Source organism: Microcoleus sp. MOSTC5 (assembly GCF_036701825.1).
Taxonomy (GTDB): Bacteria; Cyanobacteriota; Cyanobacteriia; order Cyanobacteriales; family Microcoleaceae; genus Microcoleus; species Microcoleus asticus.
This window is the reverse complement of record NZ_JAUBRK010000043.1, coordinates 46,846-69,559: the sequence shown is the minus strand read 5'-3', so window position 1 is coordinate 69,559 and position 22,714 is coordinate 46,846. Positions and strand designations below refer to the sequence as shown.

At 45.9% G+C, this 22,714-nt stretch carries 21 protein-coding genes; 12 read left to right on the top strand and 9 right to left on the bottom strand.

Features of this window, described 5'->3' with window-relative positions; genetic code table 11:
• Window positions 1–1,007: 1,007 nt before the first annotated feature.
• The 4 genes from QUA54_RS22670 (at window position 1,008) to QUA54_RS22655 (ending at window position 7,886) form a co-directional block, all read left to right on the top strand.
• Entirely contained in the window at window positions 1,008–3,182 is a 2,175-nt protein-coding gene (locus tag QUA54_RS22670) for a glutamine synthetase III (protein WP_333416392.1), read from the top strand.
• A gap of 444 nt (window positions 3,183–3,626) precedes the next feature.
• The gene (locus QUA54_RS22665) at window positions 3,627–4,631 is read left to right on the top strand and encodes a BMP family protein (RefSeq protein WP_333416391.1); all 1,005 of its coding nucleotides are present in this window, start codon (window positions 3,627–3,629) and stop codon (window positions 4,629–4,631) included.
• Window positions 4,632–4,672: 41 nt separating this feature from the next.
• Complete coding sequence (locus tag QUA54_RS22660) at window positions 4,673–7,504, top strand: PAS domain S-box protein (RefSeq protein WP_333416390.1); 2,832 nt, start codon at window positions 4,673–4,675, stop codon at window positions 7,502–7,504.
• A gap of 112 nt (window positions 7,505–7,616) precedes the next feature.
• Window positions 7,617–7,886, top strand: coding sequence for a hypothetical protein (locus tag QUA54_RS22655; protein WP_333416389.1), 270 nt, complete (start codon window positions 7,617–7,619; stop codon window positions 7,884–7,886).
• Window positions 7,887–7,970: 84 nt separating this feature from the next.
• Here the strand turns inward: QUA54_RS22655 and QUA54_RS22650 are convergent, their stop codons facing one another.
• From QUA54_RS22650 to QUA54_RS22620, 7 genes are all read right to left on the bottom strand, one after another.
• Window positions 7,971–9,380 carry a cation:proton antiporter gene (locus tag QUA54_RS22650; RefSeq protein WP_333416388.1) on the bottom strand — a complete coding sequence of 470 codons (1,410 nt, stop codon included), beginning with the start codon at window positions 9,378–9,380 and terminating at the stop codon, window positions 7,971–7,973.
• A 75-nt stretch (window positions 9,381–9,455) separates the two neighbouring features.
• A complete protein-coding gene (locus QUA54_RS22645; RefSeq protein WP_333416387.1) occupies window positions 9,456–10,148 on the bottom strand; it encodes a 1-(5-phosphoribosyl)-5-[(5-phosphoribosylamino)methylideneamino] imidazole-4-carboxamide isomerase in 693 nt (230 codons plus the stop codon).
• Window positions 10,149–11,558, bottom strand: a complete 1,410-nt coding sequence (locus tag QUA54_RS22640) for a cation:proton antiporter (protein ID WP_333416386.1) — start codon at window positions 11,556–11,558, stop codon at window positions 10,149–10,151. It lies immediately after the preceding gene.
• 168 nt (window positions 11,559–11,726) lie between these two features.
• The gene (hisA, locus tag QUA54_RS22635; protein ID WP_333098575.1) at window positions 11,727–12,500 is read right to left on the bottom strand and encodes a 1-(5-phosphoribosyl)-5-[(5-phosphoribosylamino)methylideneamino]imidazole-4-carboxamide isomerase; all 774 of its coding nucleotides are present in this window, start codon (window positions 12,498–12,500) and stop codon (window positions 11,727–11,729) included.
• 132 nt (window positions 12,501–12,632) lie between these two features.
• Complete coding sequence (locus QUA54_RS22630) at window positions 12,633–13,310, bottom strand: TIGR02117 family protein (RefSeq protein ID WP_333416385.1); 678 nt, start codon at window positions 13,308–13,310, stop codon at window positions 12,633–12,635.
• Between the two features lie 14 nt (window positions 13,311–13,324).
• On the bottom strand, window positions 13,325–14,527 hold the full coding sequence (locus QUA54_RS22625; protein ID WP_333416384.1) for a glycoside hydrolase family 10 protein: 1,203 nt from the start codon (window positions 14,525–14,527) through the stop codon (window positions 13,325–13,327).
• Between the two features lie 189 nt (window positions 14,528–14,716).
• The gene (locus QUA54_RS22620) at window positions 14,717–15,031 is read right to left on the bottom strand and encodes a hypothetical protein (protein WP_333416383.1); all 315 of its coding nucleotides are present in this window, start codon (window positions 15,029–15,031) and stop codon (window positions 14,717–14,719) included.
• A 186-nt stretch (window positions 15,032–15,217) separates the two neighbouring features.
• Here QUA54_RS22620 and QUA54_RS22615 point away from each other — a divergent pair, with 186 nt between their 5' ends.
• From QUA54_RS22615 to QUA54_RS22605, 3 genes are all read left to right on the top strand, one after another.
• A complete protein-coding gene (locus QUA54_RS22615) occupies window positions 15,218–15,988 on the top strand; it encodes a cysteine hydrolase family protein (RefSeq protein ID WP_333416382.1) in 771 nt (256 codons plus the stop codon).
• Between the two features lie 214 nt (window positions 15,989–16,202).
• The gene (locus tag QUA54_RS22610; RefSeq protein ID WP_333197956.1) at window positions 16,203–16,655 is read left to right on the top strand and encodes a cupin domain-containing protein; all 453 of its coding nucleotides are present in this window, start codon (window positions 16,203–16,205) and stop codon (window positions 16,653–16,655) included.
• A gap of 121 nt (window positions 16,656–16,776) precedes the next feature.
• A complete protein-coding gene (locus QUA54_RS22605) occupies window positions 16,777–17,124 on the top strand; it encodes a DUF952 domain-containing protein (protein WP_333416381.1) in 348 nt (115 codons plus the stop codon).
• 164 nt (window positions 17,125–17,288) lie between these two features.
• Here QUA54_RS22605 and QUA54_RS22600 read toward each other — a convergent pair whose 3' ends face one another.
• Entirely contained in the window at window positions 17,289–18,545 is a 1,257-nt protein-coding gene (locus tag QUA54_RS22600) for a CCA tRNA nucleotidyltransferase (protein ID WP_333416380.1), read from the bottom strand.
• A gap of 107 nt (window positions 18,546–18,652) precedes the next feature.
• Here QUA54_RS22600 and QUA54_RS22595 point away from each other — a divergent pair, with 107 nt between their 5' ends.
• From QUA54_RS22595 to tsaB, 4 genes are read left to right on the top strand one after another with little or no spacing between them, the layout of a single operon-like run.
• Window positions 18,653–18,901 (top strand): Ycf34 family protein, encoded by a 249-nt coding sequence (locus tag QUA54_RS22595; protein ID WP_006632635.1) that lies wholly within the window; start codon window positions 18,653–18,655, stop codon window positions 18,899–18,901.
• Window positions 18,862–19,164 (top strand): hypothetical protein, encoded by a 303-nt coding sequence (locus QUA54_RS22590; RefSeq protein ID WP_333416379.1) that lies wholly within the window; start codon window positions 18,862–18,864, stop codon window positions 19,162–19,164. The genes QUA54_RS22595 and QUA54_RS22590 overlap by 40 nt, the downstream gene beginning before the upstream one ends.
• 13 nt (window positions 19,165–19,177) lie before the next feature.
• Window positions 19,178–20,890, top strand: a complete 1,713-nt coding sequence (locus QUA54_RS22585) for a serine/threonine-protein kinase (RefSeq protein WP_333416378.1) — start codon at window positions 19,178–19,180, stop codon at window positions 20,888–20,890.
• Between the two features lie 2 nt (window positions 20,891–20,892).
• The gene (tsaB, locus tag QUA54_RS22580) at window positions 20,893–21,717 is read left to right on the top strand and encodes a tRNA (adenosine(37)-N6)-threonylcarbamoyltransferase complex dimerization subunit type 1 TsaB (RefSeq protein ID WP_333416377.1); all 825 of its coding nucleotides are present in this window, start codon (window positions 20,893–20,895) and stop codon (window positions 21,715–21,717) included.
• 150 nt (window positions 21,718–21,867) lie between these two features.
• On the opposite strand, the gene QUA54_RS22575 is transcribed toward tsaB, so the two are convergent.
• Complete coding sequence (locus QUA54_RS22575) at window positions 21,868–22,197, bottom strand: hypothetical protein (RefSeq protein ID WP_333416376.1); 330 nt, start codon at window positions 22,195–22,197, stop codon at window positions 21,868–21,870.
• Between the two features lie 44 nt (window positions 22,198–22,241).
• Here QUA54_RS22575 and QUA54_RS22570 point away from each other — a divergent pair.
• Window positions 22,242–22,714: tetratricopeptide repeat protein (locus tag QUA54_RS22570; RefSeq protein ID WP_333416375.1), on the top strand; the 473-nt coding region annotated here is incomplete at its 3' end.

The window sequence follows — 22,714 nt, the reverse complement described above, 5'->3', positions numbered from 1 at the left end:
CTTAACCGCTTATCAAGCTATTCAACAAGCCCTTTCTATTCATGGCTCCCTTTTTTCCCCTAGTTGAGCAATTACAATAAAAGTTTAAAATTTACTCATTTATGCTCAATAAACGGCGTCTCAAACTGTCTGAACTATTGCTCTAAATTTTTTCATTTTTTATCCCTAGAAATCCCCATTACTGCGCCTATAATGTTTTGTGGCGCTGGAAAATTAAAAACTTTGCCTGATGGGTAATTCTAAGTGCTTACCCCGTCAGCGGTGGAGCAACTGCGGGGCGATTGCCCCTACAAATTTCATACCCGAATTTAGCAACGTCAAAGCGAGATCCTTTTCTTGCCACACTATATATAGTGCCTGGGTAAGTCCTGTAAATGTACGATCGCCCCGATCGGTTGCAGCGCCCAGCGTCCTGTTACACTGAAATCCTGCGGTTGTGTGCGATCCGTGCGATCGGCCTTTCTGAAAAAAACATAAAATTCTGTAGCTTAGGATACATTCATTTGGTTAATGATTGTTTAAACTCTCCAAGTGTAGATTGTGTACTCTCCATAATTCTTCAAAACCCCTAAACGAGTGCGTTGTTTGCTGGACTGCGATTTATCGATCGTCGAACCGTTAAAAACCATAAGTAGTTTTGACCTGAATTCATCGGAATTGATTCGCACAAAATTATTGAGCTGACCAGGGTGAAGATTAGTTACTAAATCTGTGCAACGCAGACATCTATGATGTTGACTCAAGTTAGTACAGGCTCTTACCATCTATTTTCTTGCTAATAACCGAAATCCAACCGCATCTCACACTGGATTATCACGCCCGGTGGACGGCGAAGTGATTGAGCCTCGCACTTCCAATCTTTTAGAGCCTGCCAAAAAGGGCATTCTCCCAAAAGTTAGCTTTGACAAAAAACGTTGGGTAAATCCAAAATATTCGTCAATCGTTAAACTTTTGCTAACATCTATTTTTTCTCAACTACTTGTCCCGAAATCCCCATAAAAATAACCATGAGTGGAAACGAATCGCGCGTTCAAGCAATTTCTCAAATCGTCAACCGCAAACTGATGCCTGCCCGGCCTCCCAAGCGGCTAGAAGATATGTGGGCAACAGACGTTTTTAGTCTGAGCAAAATGCAAGAAAGTCTGCCCAAAAGTATTTTCAAATCAGTAAAAAACACCGTTCAAACCGGCAAAAAACTCGACGAGTCAGTAGCTGATGTAGTTGCAGTAGCCATGAAAGATTGGGCTATTTCCAAAGGAGCGCTGTACTACGCCCACGTATTTTATCCGCTCACCAACGGCACCGCCGAAAAGCACGACGGTTTCATCTCAGTCCAAGGCGACGGCTCCGTCATCTCAGAATTTGCCGGCAAAGTTCTCGTACAAGGCGAACCCGATGGCTCGTCATTCCCCAACGGCGGCATTCGCTCCACCGCCGCCGCTCGCGGATATACAGCCTGGGATGTCACCAGCCCTGCTTATGTCATGGAAACAGACAACGGCATGACATTGTGCATTCCCACTGTTTTCATCTCTTGGACAGGTGAAGCCTTAGACAAGAAAACGCCGCTTTTGCGTTCCATTGCCGCCATGAACAAAGCAGCAACCAGAGTGTTAAAGCTGTTAGGAAATACCGAAGTTGCTCCGGTAAATTCCAGTTGCGGTGCCGAACAAGAATACTTCCTGATAGATTCCAATTTCGCCAACGGCCGCCCCGATTTACTGTTAGCAGGTCGCACCCTTTTCGGTAAACCTCCTGCCAAAGGTCAGCAATTTGACGACCACTATTTTGGAGCAATTCCAGAGCGCGTTCAAGTTTTCATGCAGGAAGTAGAAGAAAGAATGTACCGCCTTGGCATTCCTGCCAAAACTCGCCACAACGAAGTAGCTCCCGGTCAATTTGAAATTGCACCATTTTTTGAAGCAGCAAACGTCGCCAGCGACCACCAACAATTAACCATGACAATTCTCCGCAACACTGCGAAGAAACACGGTTTTATGTGTTTGCTGCACGAGAAGCCTTTCGCCGGCATTAACGGTTCTGGCAAACACGTCAACTGGTCGGTCGGCAATGCCACCCAAGGAAACTTATTAGACCCCGGCGATACACCGCACTCGAACATACAATTTCTAGTGTTCTGCGGCGCTGTGATTCGCGGAGTTCACAAATACGGGTCGCTGTTGCGCGCCGTAGTTGCGACTGCCAGCAACGACCACCGATTGGGTGCAAATGAGGCTCCGCCAGCAATTATCTCTGTTTATTTGGGTTCGCAATTGGAAGATATCTTCGGGCAAATTAGCCGGGGAGAAATTAAAGACTCTCAAGATCGGGGAATTATGAACTTAGGTGTAGAAACACTGCCTACTTTCATGAAGGATGCTGGGGATAGAAACCGGACTTCGCCCTTTGCCTTTACTGGAAACCGATTTGAATTCCGTGCAGTAGGTTCCGGTCAGTCTGTTTCCGGCCCGCTGGTGGCGATGAATACAGTTCTTGCAGATTCTTTGGACTGGATTGCTAACAAATTAGAAAGCGATTTGGCTAACGGAACTGAACTGAATGCTGCCATCCAAACAATTCTCAAAGAAGTGATGGACCAGCACGGTGCGGTTGTATTTGGCGGCAACGGCTATTCGGAAGAATGGCACAAAATGGCCGTTGAGGAACGGGGTTTAGCTAACTTGCGGACTACGGCAGATGCTTTGCCCGTGTTGAAAGAAGGATACATTGAAGACTTGTTTGAAAAGACAGGTGTTCTGACTCCCGTTGAATTGGAAAGCCGTTATGACGTTTATGCAGAGCAGTATTTGCTGGCAATTGAAGTCGAAGCAAAACTGGTAACAAGCATGGCAAAAACCATCATTTACCCGGCAGCGGTGAGGTATTTAGCTGAACTTTCAGGGACGATTTCTAAGTTGAAAGAGATTGGGATTCAACTGGAAAAGGAAAGTGCCGAAAAAGTAGCGGTACTGCTTAAATCCATGATGGATACTGCGAGCAAATTGAGTGCTGCTTTGAGCAAGCACGATTTTGCTTCGACCGAAGACCATATGCAGTATGCTTCGCAAACAATTCGTCCTTTGATGGATGAGGTTCGCCAGTATGCGGATGCTCTGGAAGGTGAAGTGGCTGATGATTTGTGGCCGCTGCCTACTTATCAAGAAATGCTGTTTGTTAAGTAATAGCAAATTCGGTTAATTGCAAGTTAGATTTCTAAGGACGCGGCAGTGCCGCGTCCTTACTTTTTTTTGATGTAAAATGAGTGTTACGCTGAATCTGTCAATCGATTTTAGATTTGAGATTTTAGATTAAAGAATTGAAGCATTGACCCCACGGATAAATTCGGGGGCTCCTTTATCGGATACAGGTTTTTTATTTCTGGACGGATGAATCCGGGGGCTTGTATCCTGGATGCTTTCGGTCAATCGATTTTAGATTTTAAATTTTAGATTTTAGATTAAAGAATTGAAGCATTGACCCCACGGATGAATCCGGGGGCTAGTATCCTGGATGCTTTCGGTCAGAGTCATTAAATGCCAGCTAGAGTAAGAGTTGTGAAGATTGTTGAGAGACCGTTCAACAAATTTATCAGAGTAGAAAAAGTAATCTAGCTGCGAAAAGCTATTATGCGAATTCAATCTCTTTTCAAACAAATGACTCTGGCGGCTCTAGCTCTATTTTTTGCGCTCGGTTGCAGTCGATCGACTCCGAACGTAAACTCTTCCCCTGAAGCAAGTACCTCTAGCACCTTTAGAGTGGCGTTGGTCACGACAGGACCTAAAGATAACAACAGTTGGGATCAAGCTTGCTTTGAAGGATTGAATCTCATCAAAGATAAATTTAATGCTCAGGTAGACTTTACTGGCAATATAGACGGTGAACATAGTGAAGCTGCCATTCGCAAATATGCCCAGTCAGGCTATGACCTGGTAATTGCAGCCAGTGGTGCCTATCCCAAAGCTGCCGAAAAGGTCGCTAAAGAATTTCCGCGAACGAAATTTGCCCTGGTTACAACGCATCCAGGGAATAACAGAAATTTGGGGGCTGTTGCCTTTCGATCGGGTGAGGTGGGGTACCTCACAGGCGCTTTGGCTGCCATGAAGACCAAAAGCAATAAAGTTGGGTATCTTGTGGGTGCACCTTATCCGGTTTATAAAGAAGAAGAAGCTTTGTTTAGGCGGGGAGTGAAGGCAACGAATCCCTCTGTCCAAGCCTCGACGGCTTTTCTCAACACTTGGAGCGATACGGACAAAGCCACCAAAGTCGCAACGGATATGGTTGCCTCTGGAGTAGATGTTTTGGCTATCAACGCGGATGAGGCAGGGTTAGCCGCGCTAAAAGCCGTTACGCAAAAGCCAGGAGTCTTTGTGATTGGTTGGGCAAAGGATCAGTACGAACTGGCTCCCGGCAAAGTCCTAACTAGCGTTCTGCAGGACATTCCCAATCTGGTGCTAAATGCGGCCGTGTTAACCCAGGAAGGTCGCTGGGAAGGAAAACTTTACAAGTTTGGGCTCAAGGAAAAAATCTACGACTTTGCCCCTTTCCGTGGTACTCTCACGTCTCAGGAAGAGGAAACTTTCAAGACCGTTCGAGAAGCTGTGACGACTGGCAAAATTAATGTTTCTCCTTAGTGTGCCGATGAATTGATTTACCGTTATTTGTCCTAAGTCCGATGAACAATCAACGCAACGATCGCGTTCTGCCCATTGCCAGAAGCTCCCGTTTTCATCCCTGGCAACGCTTCTTATCTATTGCAAATCAGCTCCGCTATGGTTTGATATTTTTGGTTCTCCTGAGCTTGCTGCCCACTGGTGGCTGGCTGATCTACCTCAGCTTTCAGGCGCAGATCCAGCAATCGCGATCGCTCCAACAAGAGCGCAGTCAGACAGCAGCAGGGCAGATTGATGATTATATAGATGACTTGAAACAAAAACTGAGCTATTTAGCTAGGGTCAAAGGACTCACCAACTTTCAACCTCAAGTGCAGCAGAGCCTGTTGGAAGGATTGACTCGTCATAATGATGCTTATGAAGCAGTTGCCATTTTGAACCGGAAGGGACAAGTTATCGCGTCAGTTTCACCCTACGAACCGCTCAAGTTTGAAAATCTAGCCAATTCGCCACTGTTTATTCGTGCCTTCAAACAACAGGAAGATTATGTGAGTCCTGTAGAAATTAATCCTCAAACTCACCAACCAAGCACAATACTGGTGGTTCCGATTCGGAATGAGCGAGATGAGGTGGATGGGGTGCTATTAGCGCAGGTAAATCTCAACTTTCTCTGGTTTGTTGTTTCCCAAACAAAGGTTGGCAAAACTGGTTATATCTATGTAGTCGATGAACGTAATTTTCTGATTGCTCAAAAGGGTAGTAAGCCAGAAACTTTTGAATTTCAAGATATTTCTCAGCGCCCTTTCTTTCAATTTTTGAAAGCATCCGAAGATACTAAGCACCTTAATGTTTATCGTGGTCTAAAACAGGTAGAAGTAATGGGAGCCAGTACCTTAATTCGGAGCGTGAATTGGAAGGTGGTTGTAGAACTGCCAACGGCTGAGGCGTATGCTCCCGTTTACCAAATGCTCTCAATTATGGAAGGCTCATTGGCGGTGGTGACGGTCGTCGCTGTTGGCATTGGGTATGTATTTATTCGGCAAATTGTGGTGCCGCTCCAGCGCTTAACCGCGGCAGCTACTGAACTCAGTGCGGGGCAATTAGAGACGCGGGTCAACATCCACAGCCAAAACGAATTGGGGACATTGGCGATCGCATTTAACAACATGGCAACCCAGTTAGAGGAGCTGATTAAAGCAGTTGAAGTGGAACGCAATTTCGTTTCAGCCATTCTTGAAATTGCAGGTGCCCTGGTGGTTGTACTCGACCCTAAGGGACAAATCGTTCGCTTTAATCGAGCTTGCGAACAAATGACTCATTACTCGTTTAGTCAAGTGAAGGGGCGCTACATTTGGGACTTGTTCGACAACTCAGACTTAGCTGGACAAGCCAAAACTACTTTTGAGTCTTTAAAAGCTGGTAATTTTCCCCAGCAGTATGAAGGCAGTTGGTTGAGCAAAGATGAACAACTCAGACTCATTGCCTGGTCAGATACTGCTTTACTGGATGATCGGGGTGAAATTGAGTACATCATCAAAACAGGGATTGACATTACTCAACGGAAACAGGCAGAAGAAGAACTCAAAGCCTCGGAACAGCGACTATCTTTTATATTCCGCAAAACTTCACTGGCAGTTTTGGAATGGGATTTAAACTTTAAAGTCACTACCTGGAATCCAGCGGCAGAGCAGATTTTTGGTTACACGGCTACAGAAGCGATCGGACACCATCCCGCAGAATTAATTGTGCCTGCATCTGCCAGAGAGCTCGTCGATCGAGTTATGAACGATTTGGTGATGCAGGGCCAAGGAAACTACACTGTCAACGAAAATATTACGAGAAACGGCAAAATCATTATTTGCGAATGGTTCAATACGCCTTTAATAGGGGATGGTGAAAATATTGTTGGAGTTGCATCTTTGGCACTGGATATTACTGAGCGCAAGCAAGCCGAAGCTGCTTTAAGGCAAGCAAAAGATGAAGCTGAGGTTGCACTCAAAACCTTACAGCAAACTCAGGCACAGCTTATTCAGGCAGAGAAAATGTCAGGTTTGGGGCAACTGGTGGCTGGTGTTGCTCACGAAATTAATAATCCAGTCAACTTTATCTATGGCAATCTGAGCCATACTGCCGACTACACGCAAAATTTACTAAAGTTGATTCAGCTTTACCAGCAAACTTATCCAACTAATACCCAAATTCAGGAAAAAATTGAAGAGTTCGAGCTGGACTTCATTAGTGAAGATTTGCCCAAAATTCTGAGTTCAATGAAGGTAGGAGCCGATCGCATTCGTCAAATTGTCCTGTCGCTGCGAAACTTTTCGCGCCTGGATGAGGCAGAAAAGAAGCCAGTTGATATCCACGAGGGAATTGAGAGCACATTGATGATTTTGCAAAATCGACTGAAGGCAAATCCGGGTCATCCTGCTATTGAAATTGTCAAAGAGTACGGTGACTTACCGCGAGTAGAGTGCTATGCCGGACAGTTGAACCAAGTCTTTATGAATATTCTGGCAAATGCGATCGATGCTTTAGAAAACTACGACAATCAGCGCGATCCAAAAGACATCCAACAGAATCCCAGTCGCATCACTATTAGGACTAAGTTAGTCACAAACGAAACTCAGCCCGGTCATTGTAAAAACGCGGTGATTCAAATTCAAGACAATGGACCTGGAATGACGGAAACTGTTAGACAACAGGTGTTCAATCCCTTCTTCACCACAAAACCAACTGGTAAAGGAACTGGATTAGGGCTATCCATCAGCTATCAAATTGTAGTTGACAAGCACGGTGGCTTACTCCAGTGCTTTTCTCAACCCCATCAAGGAACAGAGTTCCGCATTGAAATTCCTGTGTTACAAAGCGGTGTTGTAACAATTGTTGGTAAATAACTGCGATCGCATTCATATATATAGCAATCCTACATGAGTCGTAAATTTTTTACCCCACCCCAACCCTCCCCTTAGTAAGGGGAGGGAGTAAGAAATTCACAAATGATTTAGGATGGCTATAGCGTTTCTGATGATAGACACCTGTGAAGCTAGCTACAAATCACACTGGGATAGTTTATCGAACAGGTTTCGTGAAGGTTTTATGAACGGCATTGTGGGTTTTGAGAGGACTGTTACTCGGTGGGAAGGCAACTATAAGCTCAGTCAAAACCGCAGCCTGGTCGATCGACAAAATATGTCAAACGCAGTGCTAGAAATTTTAGATGCGGCGGCTGGTGCCGTTGGTGTGGAAATGCAACATAACCTGGAGGCGAATGAGTAGCAATGGAGACGATCGCCGGAAAGTGGTTCAATACCAGCCGATCGCCCCCAACCACCTCAAAACAGACTTAATATCACCCGCTAATCAAACGATTTGCTCGCTAGAAGGTTCTCCAGTAGCTGGAGGCTCTACCGTATCGCCAAAGGCAATCCGCAGAAAAGGCGGAGCCAAAAAAGTCGTCAGAATCACCATGATAATAATCGAGACTTCTAACGGTTTATCCAAAGCCCCACTCGCGGAACCGATGCCGGCAAACACTAAGCCGACTTCGCCCCGAGGAACCATCCCCACTCCGATCGCCAATCGATTGATTCCAGGCAGACCAAACACGACCCAACCACTCACCAGCTTGCCCAAAATAGCAACCACAATCAAGAAAGCAGCAATCAAAAGACCAGCCCGATTATCCGGCACTGTTGGGTTCAAAACCCCCAAATCCGCCCGAGCTCCCACCGTCACAAAGAAGATGGGTACAACCATATCGGCGATGGGTTTCACCAATTCATCCAACTCATTGCGCGCATCGCTTTCATCCAAAACCAAGCCCGCAGCAAAGGCACCCAAAATCGCTTCGAGATGAATTGCATTGGCCAGAAATGCCATGAACAAGGCAAAAATAAAGGCGGGAATCACAATATTGCCGCGAGTTTTGAGTTTCTCCACCACCGCAGTGAAGCTTTTGTTAAAGATGCCGCCCAACAGAATCGAACCCAGTAGAAAGACACTTGCACTGACAATCAAATAAATGACATTAACAACATCAATCTCACCGGTTTTCGCTAAACTCGCGACAACAGCCAAGACAATAATTCCCAGCACATCATCAATCACCGCCGCACCGACAATGATTTGACCTTCTTTAGATTTCAGCCGTCCTAATTCCGACAAAACTTTTGACGTAATTCCGATGCTAGTTGCCGTCAAAGCAGCCCCCGCAAAAATCGCCGGAATCGTCGGAGTGTGGAAAATTATCATCAAGCCCGCAGTACCGGCGGCAAAGGGAACTGCCACGCCGGCACAAGCGACAACGACGGCTTGAACCCCCACTTCTTTTAGTTGTCTGATATCCGACTCCAAACCAATTTCAAACAGCAGAACAATCACGCCTAATTCAGCTAGCACTGAAATGACTTCACTCTGCGATTCAAAGACACTTGTGAGGGCGGCAGGAGACAGATGATTAATCGATTGCAGAACTGTCATAATCCCTGAGTCTGTGGCTGACAGACCGCTTCCGGGAAAAACGACCAGGTGTAAAGCAGATACGCCAACAATTACCCCTGCTACAAGTTCACCCAAAACCGGGGGAAAATCAAACTTTAGAGCCACTTCCGCGCCTAATTTACTGGCGAGATAAATCACTACTAAACTGAGCAAAACTCCGCTGAGGACGATCGGCGCATTTTCTGCCTCGACTGTTGCTAACAAAGGTATGGGAGCAACTAGGGATGCCATCCCAGAACTTAAAGCTGTAATTGTATGGTTCAAAAACATGGTTGCGATGATAGTAAAAAAGACGTTGAAACCAGACACTCCGGGACGCACACAAACTGAAGCGTTCCGGTTTTTTTAATGCGGGCAAAAAGATTCAGACGCTCGAGCAAAACTCGAAAAACCCAAATCTGGCGGTACATCCTGCCACCGCCCTTGTCCGACTGCTTGAATTGCTTCTTTTAGCAAGATATCGCCGGTATAAATTGCCCTACCGACGATCGCACTTTTAACACCAATTGGTTCCAAAGCCAGCAAACTTAACAAATCTGCGATCGAACTAACGCCGCCGGAAGCAATCACCGGACTCGAAATAGCGTTAGCAATTTCGCGCAAAAATTCCAAATTCGGCCCTTCCATAGTACCGTCGCGGTGAATGTCGGTGTAAATAATTTCAGCCGCCCCTAACTCGGCCATTTGTTGCGCCAATTCTGTTGCTAAAACTTCCGAAGTTTCTAGCCAGCCTTTAGTAGCAACTAAACCATTTCTGGCGTCGATGCCAACCAGAATTCGGCTGGGAAATTCAGCGCACAATTCGCCGACTAATTGCGGTTGTTCGACGGCGACAGTGCCGAGAATGACGCGCCGGACGACTAAATTGAGGATAGCAGCAACAGAAGCGCGATCGCGCATTCCCCCGCCTACTTGACAGGGAACGTCTACGGATCGGACGATCGCTTCTATGGCTGCTTGGTTGACTGGATGCCCTGCTTTGGCGCCGTCGACATTTGTTTCTAAATGAGTCGATCGCCCAGACTCAAATTCCCTCAATCAAACGATTTTCTCGCTAGAAAGTGCCCCACTAGCAGGAGGCACTACCGTATCGCCAAAAGCAATCCGCAGAAAAGGCGGAGCCAAAAATGTGGTTAGAATCACCATGATAATAATTGAGACTTCTAACGGTTTATCCAAAACCCCACTCGCGGAACCGATGCCGGCAAACACTAACCCGACTTCGCCCCGAGGAATCATCCCCACTCCGATCGCCAATCGATTGATTCCCGGCTGACCAAACACCACCCAACCTGTTACGATCTTGCCAAAAATAGCAACCACTATCAAAAATACGGCAATCAAAAGTCCCGCCCGATTATCCGGCACTGTTGGGTTCAAAACCCCCAAATCCGCTCGTGCTCCCACCGTCACAAAGAAGATGGGTACAAATAAATCGGCGATGGGTTTCACCATTTCATCCAACTCCAGGCGGGCATCGCTTTCATCCAACACCAAACCAGCCGCAAACGCACCCAAAATTGCTTCGAGATGAATTGCGTTGCCCAGAAAAGCCATGAAGTAGGCAAAAATAAATGCCGGGATGATAATATTGCCGCGAGTTTTGAGTTGAACCACCACCGCCGAGAAGGTTTTGTCGAAGACACCGCCCAACAGAATCGAACCTAGCAGAAAAACAGTGGCACTGACAATCAAATAGATGACATTAACAACATCAATCTCACCGGTTTTGGCTAAACTGGCGACAACAGCCAGGACAATAATTCCCAACACATCATCAATCACCGCCGCACCGACAATAATTTGACCTTCTTTAGAGTTCAGTTGTCCTAAATCAGACAACACTTTCGATGTAATTCCGATGCTGGTTGCCGTCAAAGCAGCCCCCGCAAAAATTGCTGGAATTGCCGCCGTGTGGAAAATTATCATCAAGCCCGCAGTAGCAGCGGCAAAGGGAACTGCCACACCTACGCAGGCGACAACGGTAGCTTGAATTCCGACTTGCTTGAGTTGTTTGAGATCCGACTCTAAGCCAATTTCAAACAGCAGAATAATCACGCCTAATTCAGCTAGCACTGAAATGACTTCACTCTGCGATTCAAAGACACTGGTGAGGGCGGCAGGAGACAGATGATTAATCGATTGCAGAACTGTCATAATCCCTGAGTTGGATGCTGACAGCCCGCTTCCGGGAAAAATGACCAGGTGTAAAGCAGATATTCCAATAATCACCCCAGCTACAAGTTCACCCAAAACCGGCGGAAAATCAAACTTTAGAGCCACTTCCGCGCCGATTTTACTGGCGATATAAATCACTACCAAAGTGAGCAAAACTCCGCTCATAACGATCGGCGCATTTTCTGCCGCGACTGTTGCTAACAAAGGTATGGGAGCAACTAGGGATGCCATCCCAGAACTTAAAGCTGTAATTGTATGGTTCAAAAACATGGGTACGAGGATGGTAAGAAAGACGATTCTACGCTGACTGTTGACTGGTGACTGTTGACTGATGACTGATGACTGATGACTGATGACTAATGACTGTTGACTGTTGATTGTGAGTCGGAAAATTGATAACTGTTACATATTGGGTAGCCAGTTAACTCGACATGACTATCAAGCAAAGCTTGAAGAACCCAAATCTGGCGGTACATCCTGCCACCTCCCTTGTCCGACTGCTTGAATTGCTTCTTTTAGCAAAATATCGCCGGTATAAATTGCCCTACCGACGATCGCACTTTTGACACCAATTGGTTCCAAAGCCAGCAAACTTAACAAATCTGCGATCGAACTAACGCCACCGGAAGCAATCACCGGAATCGAAATAGCGTTAGCAATTTCGCGCAAAGATTCCAAATTCGGCCCTTCCATAGTACCGTCGCGGTGAATGTCGGTGTAAATAATTTCAGCCGCCCCTAACTCGGCCATTTGTTGCGCCAATTCGGTTGCTAAAACTTCCGAAGTTTCTAGCCAGCCTCTAGTAGCAACTTTGCCATTTCTGGCATCGATGCCAACCAGAATTCTGCCGGGAAATTCGGCACACAATTCGCCGACTAATTGCGGTTGTTCGACGGCGACAGTGCCGAGAATGACGCGCCGGACGCCTAAATTGAGGATAGCAGCAACAGAAGTGCGATCGCGCATTCCCCCGCCTACTTGACAGGGAACGTCTACGGATCGGACGATCGCTTCAATGGCTGCTTGGTTGACTGGATGACCTGCTTTGGCGCCGTCGAGGTCTACTAAATGCAGCATGGTTGCGCCTTCATTTACCCACTGTCTCGCGACTTCGACGGGGTTGTCGTTAAAAGTTTGAGACTTCGCGTAGTCTCCCTGATACAATCTGACGCATTTTCCATCCAATAAGTCGATCGCTGGAATTACATTCATAATTTTTCCTCAAATTGGTAATTATACCAGCTAAAAAAAAGAATGCAACTTTAGGCAATCTCCCAACCCATACACAATCATTCATTCCTAATTCTAAAATCTAAAATCTAAAATGGTATTATCCATTACAATTTATTTTTGACATTCGCAACCGCTATTTAAATGAAACATAATCGCCGAAGACAGCGTTGACCATAAAGGAGTATTGACATCGGCTTTTTGCAAAGCTTCGGCCGTCCAGTCGTTGCAAGTTCTTAAAATATAGTAACTGCCTTTTGCTTCATAAAAACTGTCGCTGTTACCGTAGCCGTAGCTAATTTTCATTTTCTTACCTGCTGCATCTAATTGGAATGAATTTTTAATAAAATTAACCAGCATCAGATAATTTCTCCCGCTAATCTTAACACATTTGGTTTCAATTTTTAGGGGGACAACCCGATAACCTTGAACGTGTAGAGTAGAGGGAGTAAGGAGAAATAGCGCCTTGAAAGCTGTAACTGGGTTGATACTTTCTGATGTGGGAGTTTCCAGCATAAAAGCTCTATCTCCCCAGCCAAAAGACAAATATTTATAATCAGAAGTGGCATCCCGCCCTATTTCTGTTAGCGGTAAAAATTGATTCCAGTCAAAATATTCATTTTTAACTGGAACAATAATTTCGGTGTGGATGCCTTCGTTGGAAATGTATAGAGAGATTGTGCAATCTGCTTGCGAGTAATTTCCCCACTTTCTGGGAGTGAGATAGCCAATTGTTAGGAAAGCGGTCAAAGATAAGATGACAATTCCTAAGTGCTGTATGCTTTTTCTCATTTTAACCGTAGGTTTCAAATTGTGCCTTCGGATGGCGGGCGCTGCATTTTTGTGGGAAAGAATTCTTGCAATGCCGAATTGCGCTGTTCGGGGGTTTCGTTAGCCCAATTCGACAAACTTTCGTAGAAAAAGAACGACACGCCAGCGAAATCTCTTTTTCGCACTTCTTGCACTTGTTCTTGAATTTGTTTTAGGGGAACAGAATTATTTTTAAGACCAGTTAAAATGCCGATCGCAGTTGGAATGTGAAGTTTAGCCAGTTTGACTTCTTCCCGTTCCAGTTCCGCACTAAAACGCTTGATATCGCTGCGATAAACCTGCAACACAATTTCTTGGATGTAGCCGCGTCTTTCCCAGGTAAACCAGTCCTGCAAGTGGGCGGGCAAAGCAAAGTGAAAAGGGTTCGGAGATAAGCTGACAATACATTTTTGTTTGCGGGATTTGACAGCGCGGGAAACTCTGCCCACGAAGTCGTTGATTTTGTCAGCGCGCCAGCGCACCCAGAAGGTTTCGCGGGCGTCGTCGGAGGGAGGGCTTTTGATTTGTTCCTGATACATTGACACTGTTAAGGGCTCGTAGCCAAATTCTACTGGCAAGCCGAAATGGTCGTCAAATTGAATGCCATCTATATCATAATTATCGACAACTTCTAGGATTAAATCTAAGATAAATTGCTGCACTTGGGGATGAAATGGATTCAGCCAAACTCGCTCGTGTTGGCCTTCTTTCCAAATAGTTGAACCGTCGCGCCGCTGCGCCAGCCAGTCTGGGTGAAGTGTGGCTAATTCCGATTCAGCGGGAGCCATGAAACCAAACTCAAACCAGGGGATTACTGCTATACCTTTTTGGCGGGATTGTGCTATAATTTCTTTGAGGATGTCTCGGTCTTTCAATCCGGGCGAGGGGTCGATCGGCTGTCCGAATACTCGTTGGGCAGCAGCACTCGGATAAAGCGTATAGCCTCCTTGCCAAACCGTGGGATAGATGGTATTAAAATTGAGTTTGTCCAGTCGATTTACAGCGTCAATGATGTTGTTGCGGGAGAAAATAACGTCGCTGTCAATGTTCGTCAGCCAGATGCCGCGCAATTCGGTTGTTGGGGTTGTGGGCGGGGTTTGAGCCAAGAGATGCGGGGATAAAATAGTGGCAGAGGTAAGGGCGATCGCAAAAACAACTATTAAACCCAGTATCCGCTGCCATTTGTGCAATTTAATCATCAATTTTTCGCAAACACCACAATTTAACATCATACTGTAGGGGGCGCAATGCGCACCTTATCTGTGATATCAACTTTGGTAGCATCGGAATTAATATTACCCACAGTCATGACACCGCGAGTGCCCCGTATCCCTACAATAATCGGGGTAGGGACACGGCAGTGCCGTGTCCTCGGTATCATTCCGATGCTACCGGAAACGATATGATTCCCCCGAAGAATAACCGGGCAATTTCATCACTATGTCGGAATCGTCCAGCCAAACGCAGTGCGCTAACGAAATTCGCGGACTCAAAAAACCAATTTTTTGCAGGTTGACAAAACCGGGCAGCAGCAGCTTATTTTTGCCGTTAATAACTGTTCCCGCCAGCTCTAAATTGGGCGCGATCGCACTTATGCAATGATCCACCACTTGCACGTCTGCGGTTTCATCACCTCTTTTAACCGTAATTAAAGCATTTTGAATTGTAAAACTCACAGATTTACCCTTTTTGTAAATAGACATTGATTTTTATTTTATGATTGCAGGGCGCGAATATTTGTGATTTCCCAACTGTAATAAACTTAATAAAATCTCAAATTTATCAAAAAGTGACCCCTGATACTTAATTGTAGTAAAGATTTAAGATATCACAATTTAGTAACAATCAAATTGTTATAAAATTGAAATTGTTTTTGAGTCAAAATTCCTATGAATCCTGATTCTCTCCGCACGTTGGGTGTACCGCCGAATGCTTGGAAAGTTGATGCCAAAATTGCCGATATCACCCGATCGCCGATCGCACCTCAACCTGTTACTCTGGAAACAGAAACTAAAACCCTGCGTTTGGACTTAGCCAAAGCAGCAATGTTGGTGATAGATATGCAAAATGATTTTTGTCATCCCGACGGTTGGCTAGCGCATATTGGCGTAGATGTAACGCCCGCCAGAACTCCAATTAATCCTTTAATAAATTTGCTGCCAAAATTGCGATCGCACGCAATGCCAATTATTTGGATAAACTGGGGAAACCGCCCCGATTTGCTCAATATTAGTGCAGCTTCCCGTCACGTTTACAATCCCACAGGCGACGGCATAGGTTTGGGAGATCCGCTGCCAAAAAACCGCGCACCTGTACTGATGGCAGGGAGTTGGGCGGCGCAGGTTGTCGATGAATTGGAACCCAAACCCGAGGATATTTGTGTGGACAAATATCGGATGAGTGGCTTTTGGGATACTCCTTTAGATAGTATCTTGCGGAACCTCGGCAGAACTACACTTTTCTTCGGAGGAGTAAACGCCGATCAGTGCGTCATGGCTACCCTGCAAGATGCTAATTTCCTCGGTTACGACTGTATTTTAGTCAAAGATTGTACAGCTACGACATCTCCAGAGTATTGCTGGCAAGCTACTCTTTATAACGTTAAACAATGTTTTGGTTTTTTGTCGGATTCTCAGGCTATGTTAGAAGCAATTAAATAGCAGTCATCAGGGAGAGTTTCCCTCTGGAGTGTAAAAAGCGTTTTTTAGGAGTGCGAGATTCCCGCACAGCAAAGCCTATATATATCGCTTCCGGCTCTGACAGCGAACTCTCCTGTAAAATCAATAAACTTTGGAGGTTGAGCGGCGGACTAATGACTCTGGATTCTCACTAATGACAGCAGAAACATAACCACTGACAACTAACAATAAAAAAATGACAAACCAGTGCGTGATTCCTGTTATAAAGTCTCCGAAAGACTACCAAGCATTTCGCATCAGTCCGGGCGATACTAATCGATTAGCGATCGTCTTCGATCCGGCAACAGCTAATGTGTCATTAACTGTTTGCGTGGAGATTTTCGATGCGGGCGGTAAAACTCCTCCCAACCGCCATCAATTCGCAGTAGAAATGTTTTTTGTACTCAAAGGAAGAGGGCAAGCAACCTGCGACGGCAAAACAGTTAGTATTCAACCGGGAGATAGTTTGTTAGTGCCTCCAACGGGCACTCACCTAATTGAGAATACCGAGAGTGAACGTTTGTACACTTTGTGCATTATGGTGCCGAATGAAAATTTTGTGGAACTGATTCGCAGCGGTACGCCAGTGGAACTTGACGAGGAAGATTTGAGAGTTCTCGGGCGATCGGATGTACTCGTATCGTGCTAGTTTTGTAGTAAGGACTTTAGTGTTTTAATCTTCTAGGCTCTGCCTGGGAAAGCAGAGCCCCGACTGCTTAAACAAGTCGGGGCTCTAACAAAATAATGTTTTACGTTAAAATTATTCAATTATGAGCGTTATATTTCACATTGCTAAAAGCCAACAGTGGCAAGAAGCAAAACACCTTCAATCCTATCGCGGCGATACCCTAGACTCTGAAGGATTCATCCACTGTTCGACACTCCCGCAAGTTACTAGAAGTGCCAACAAATTTTTTGTCGGACAAACAGGATTGCTTTTGCTGTGGATTGACTCTCGGAAAGTGCAAGCAGAAATTAAGTATGAATCTGCCGCCGGAGATCTTTATCCGCATATTTACGGACCGCTGAACGTTGATGCTGTGTTGAAAGTTTTTGAGTTTGAAGCGGGTGCAGATGGCAAGTTTGAATTGCCGGAAGAATTAAGAGATGTTGTTTGATATTCAGATTTTTGACCATTGTCAATTAACTTTTGAGGGCGGGCTAGAAGCCAGCGCCACGGGAAAGTTGAATTTTTGAGGGCGGGCTAGAAGCCCACCCCACGGGAAAGTTGAATTTTGTGGAACGGGCATCTTGCCCGTTCTGATTGCTGCAATATATCAATTTAAACTGACTGATTAACTAACTCTGCTGCCAATTTTAGCGCATCTTCGCGAGTCGCAATTCTCCCTTCCACCCGCGCTAATTGAATCTTCATCAACAATTGACCTATGCGCGGGCTTCTGGGCAAATTCAAATATTCCATTAAATCATTGCCGCTAACTAATTGTGTGGGATGAGCAATAATATCATCCCTATCGAGATAGCGATTAATTAAGATTGAAATATTCTCAACTGCAACTCCCGCCGCCACCGCCAAAACTGCTAAGGCTGGAAATACTATTCCCACATCCCGAAACAAAAAATACTGTTCTCGCAAAGACATTTCCGCGATTGGTTTTGCTTGCAATTGTGGCAAGTATTTCAAAAGCCCGATCGCACTTTTAATCTCCACATTGCTGTACTTCAACCGCACCAACTGGGTTTCAGCAATTGTCGGGTCGGAATCTGCCAAAACAGCCAACTTCGCAACCGCCAACAACGGCGTTTTAATCGTATCTCGAATTGATCGCGAAAATTCTCTCCCCAAATCTGGATAAATTGCCGCTAAGTTGGCAGCACACAAATCAATTTTTGTCAAAATATCAAAACGGTCGATCGCACTTTCAAACCAAATCGAAAACAAACCATCTTCGCAACCGCGACAAATCCAAGGAACACCCTCTGGATTGCTCAACAAATAACCTAATTCCGTCCGCACCCGTTCCACCGCTACCCGACTCAACAGCGGCGCTAATTCCCGAATCGCAGATTGAGTTTCCGGTTCGATCGCAAAACCCAACTGCGCCGCTTGGCGGTAAGCTCTTAATAACCTCAGCGGATCGTCCTCCAAATTTGACCGCGAAACCATCCGCAGCAAACCCAACCGCAAATCAGTTTGACCGTCCAAAGGATCGATGATTTCTCCTGTAAAAGGATTGCAGGCGATCGCATTTATCCGAAAATCCCGGCGCAGCAAATCCCCCTCCAGACTCCCCCCTTCCGCTTGCGCCAAATCCACCGTACCGCCGGCAAACACCACCCGCGCAATTTGGCGTTCCGCATCCAACAAGACAAATCCACCTTTCGTGCGATCGGCAATTTTTCGAGCAGTCTTCACGGCCCGTGTTAGCATGACAAAATCCAAATCAAAATAGTGCGATCGCCTCCCCAGCAGCGCATCCCGCACCGCACCGCCCACCAGATAAGCAGGCGGTGTCAGCAGTTTCAAATCAAACGGCCAAGTATCAGGAGATAATGAAGGGGGCAAATTAATCGGCATCGCAACAAAAATCTACAAACTTACAAACAATTAAACTCTTGCTACGCTAGATTAACAGAAAGCTCAAATTTCACCAATCTTTTTGAAATGCACAGAGGATATCAAGAATGTGTATTTGTATTAACTGCCACTATGTAGACCGCTGCTTCACCTACCACGCCGTAGAAGAACAGCACGAACAGCTTCACCTCACCGAAACACCCGATTTCGACCCCGTAGAACCCACCATCAACGTCAACATCCGCCCCCGCCAAGACGAAATTGAAATGGAATGGGATGTAGTCGGGTGTCAGAGTTTCAAGCAAGAGACCGGCAAATGGGCAAAATTGCGGCCAGGCGAACTCGTCCCGACTTAAGGAAGAAGGAAGAGGGAAGAAGGAAGAAGGAAGAAGGAAGAAGGAAGAAGGAAGAGGGAAGAAGGAAGAAGGAAGAGGGAAGAAGGAAGAAGGAAGAAGGAAGAAGGAAAAAAATAAAACGCTTTCCTTTTCTTGTTTCTTCTTTTTACCCAATTTTGAATTTCCCATTTCCAATATTCAATTACCAATTTTCAATTTTCAATTCCCGATGCCCAATTCCCCATTCCCAATTACAAATTACCAATCTAAAATCTAAAATCTAAAATCTAAAATCAAATGTGCTATTGCTTAAACCCAACTTGTCAGAATCCGCAAAACCAAGGGGATGCAGAATTGTGCCAAAGTTGCGGCTCAAAATTGTTGTTAACTCTAGACTCAGAAACGCCCTCAGCATCTCGCTACCGAACCGTAAAGCCGATCGGGCAAGGAGGCTTTGGCCGAACATTTCTAGCAGTTGATGAAACCAAACCCCTGATTTTTTCGCAGTGCGTAATCAAGCAATTTTTGCAGCAAAATACCGCAGCCGAAAAAGCCGCTCAACTATTTCACCAAGAAGCAGCCCAGCTAGAAATATTGGGCAAACATCCCCAGATTCCAGAATTAATCGCGCATTTTGAACAAGATGGGAGACAGTATTTAGTACAAGAATTTATCGACGGCAAAAACCTAGCCAGAGAATTAGAACAAAAAGGAGCATTCACCGAAACTCAAATTCGGCAAATCCTCAACGATTTATTGCCCGTGCTCCACTTCGTTCACAAATCCAAAGTTATTCACCGCGATATCAAACCAGAAAATATCATTCGCCGCCGGCTATCTCCAGCCCCTTTACCCGCCTTAGAAACTTCTTATCAACCCTCTCCTTTCCAAAAAGATATTGTTTTAGTAGACTTTGGTGCAGCTAAGAAAGTAACAGCAACTGGCTTGCCGCAAACTGGTACAATCATCGGCAGTGCTGCTTATACAGCCCCAGAACAATTGATGGGTAAAGCAGTTTTTGCCAGCGATATCTACAGTTTGGGCGTTACTTGCATTCACTTGCTGACTGAAATTCCTCCCTTCGATTTGTTCGACAGTGCAGAGGATTCTTGGGCTTGGCGAAATTATTTGAAAACCGCTGTTAGCGACGATTTGGGCCGCATCCTCGACACCATGCTCCAAAGTGCCACCAACCGGCGCTACAGTTCAGCATCAGCAGTCATCCGGCACTTGAACCCCAAACCGGTGTATTTAGATGCACAGCCTGTGCTAGACGCGCCAGAAACGCCCGCAGAACGGGTGGTTACACCTGCGCCCGGTGTGTCGCTTTTCACTCGCCAAGAGCAAGCCGAAATTCAGCAAGCTTTGCAAGAGGCGATCGCCCCGTACAATGTTACAATCCAAGTCAGTCAAGCCAAGCAACAGCTCAATATCGTCATCAACAGAACCGAAGACAACCCCGTTTACTATCCGCACTTATCTCAAATAATTGCCACCAGACTCACCGATTTGCAGTTAAATAAAGTCGCAGCCGTGAAGCTGTTGGGAAGAGTCAACAATTCTCGCCGCCCGGAGTGGAAGCAAATATTGCAAATCGATCCCAAGATTCAATTGAGAAACAAACTCGTGCGGCTGCAACACAATCAATTACTCAAGAAAATCGCCCCTGTTGCTACCCAAGAATTTTGGCTGCCGAAGTTGAAAACTCAGGATTTTTGGATAGATGCGCTAATGTTTGCCTTAGTTTGGTTTATCTTTGGATCTCAAATAGTCATTTTTAATTCGTGGTTCGCGCTAATAGTTTCGTCGGGTTTTATGACGGTGAAGCATCAAGTTTCCCAACACAAAGAATTTGCCAACAAAAATTTATTTGCAAGTTTAGTAGTGCTGTTTTTGATGACTGGGGGCATGGGGAATTCCAGGATTTTAAATACGGGAATATTTGGTATTCTTTTGGGTTGCTTAGTTGTGGCTTTGCCGCTGTTTTTTGTTAAGGAAAATTATCATTAATCGTGAATAGCAATCCCCAAGACGGAACATCTGTTAAAAAATACGGCTTAGCCCTGCACACAGCTAGTCGCGAACTCGGTTTAGCCATCAGCAATTTTGCCGGGGATTCTCGCTGCAAAACTTGGAATTTGGATCGGGATTTAGCCACTCATTTGCATCAGTATTTAGTCGAGTTTATTCAGCCCCAAACTTGGGCGGATTTGGCTTTTATTGCTGTGGCGAAGGGGCCCGGAGGTTTCACGGGGACTCGGATGGGTATGGTGACGGCGCGGACTTTGGCTCAACAGTTGGATATTCCGGTTTTTGCGATTTCAACTTTGGCGGCTGTGGCTTGGGCGGAACCCCCCCAACCCCCCCTTGCTAAGGGGGGGCTTTTGAATATGGAACCTCCCCTTGCTACGGGGGGGCTTTTGAATACGGAACCCCCCCAACCCCCCCTTGCTAAGGGGGGGCTTTTGAGTGCAGAATCCTCCCTTGCTAAGGGGGGGCTTTTGAGTGCAGAATCCCCCCTTGCTAAGGGGGGGTTTTTGAGCATCGCGCTGCAAATGCCTGCACAGCGGGGACAATTGTTTGGGGCTGTTTATTCAGTTAACAAAGATTCTGGTTTAACTGAGTTGTTTCCTGATACTGTAATGACGGCGGAATCCTGGCAGGAAAAGTTGGAAAGTTTGGAAAGTTCCTATCAGTTAATTGAAGTTGGCAGCGAGTTGGGTTGGTCGGTTTCTAGTGTGTTGGAATTGGCTTATTTGGAGTGGCAAATGGGAAGTCGTCCTGATTGGTCGGATGCTTTGCCTTTTTACGGGCAACATCCGGTTAAGGGACACTGAATATTCGGAATTGGGAATTGGGAATAGGGAATTGGGCATTATTTTGTTTCAGTTAAATCAACTTGTAGAGTGCGTTTTTTTTCCGACCATGCCCGATGCCCGATGCCCGTAAATGATTTATAAGCAATTAAGCAGACTTGATATCGTTGTTTATTTAAGGGCGATACAAACTTCGAGGCAAAAAGTTAATGTTAGGGGGTCTGGGTTTTCGGTTCGCAATCGATCGATCTCAGCTCGATCGCAGCCGCGAGATTCCATAAAATCGAGCATCCAGTTCGTTATGGTAGCAAGATCGATGTATTTTGCTCCGAGGCAAACAGGGCAAATTTCTGGGCTGAGGGTACCGGTGCCGCCGCATTCGGGGCAATCCCAGTGGGTTGTTACGGGATCGGGGGTAGTTAGGATGTTGTTCATGCTGGGAAAAAGTACGCGCGGCGTAGCGATCCCGCAGGGAATCGCACTACTCGTTAACTCTAGCAAAAATGCCGATCGCCCTGACTTCTTCCTGCCTTAACAGCAGGCTAGTGACTAAAATTGAAAAAAATACAAAAGGGGTGGCTATGTTCGATCGCGCTCAATGGGTTTTGGCTGGTATGTCGATCGCACTTTCGGTTCAGTTAAGTCAGCCAGTGGCAGCAGCCGTGCCCGTTGGTAAAGCCGTACAAACAGCACAAACTAACAGTAACGAAGCTGCTGCAAAAGCATTAAACGAAGGAGCACAACTCTACCAGCAAGGAACGGCGGAAGCAAAAAGAAGTGCGATCGTCAAGTGGGAAGAAGCATTAAAGCTGTTTCGGGCAGTGGGCGCCAATGAAGGGCAAGCACTTAGCCTCGTTGGTCTTGGCAGAGTATACTCAGATTTGGGAGAAAAACAGAAAGCGCTAGAGTATTACAGCCAGTCGCTTCCCCTGTTTCGGGCAACAGGCGATCGTCTCGGGGAATCTCTCACCCTCAACAACATCGGCAGTGTCTACTCAGATTTGGGAGAACAACAGAA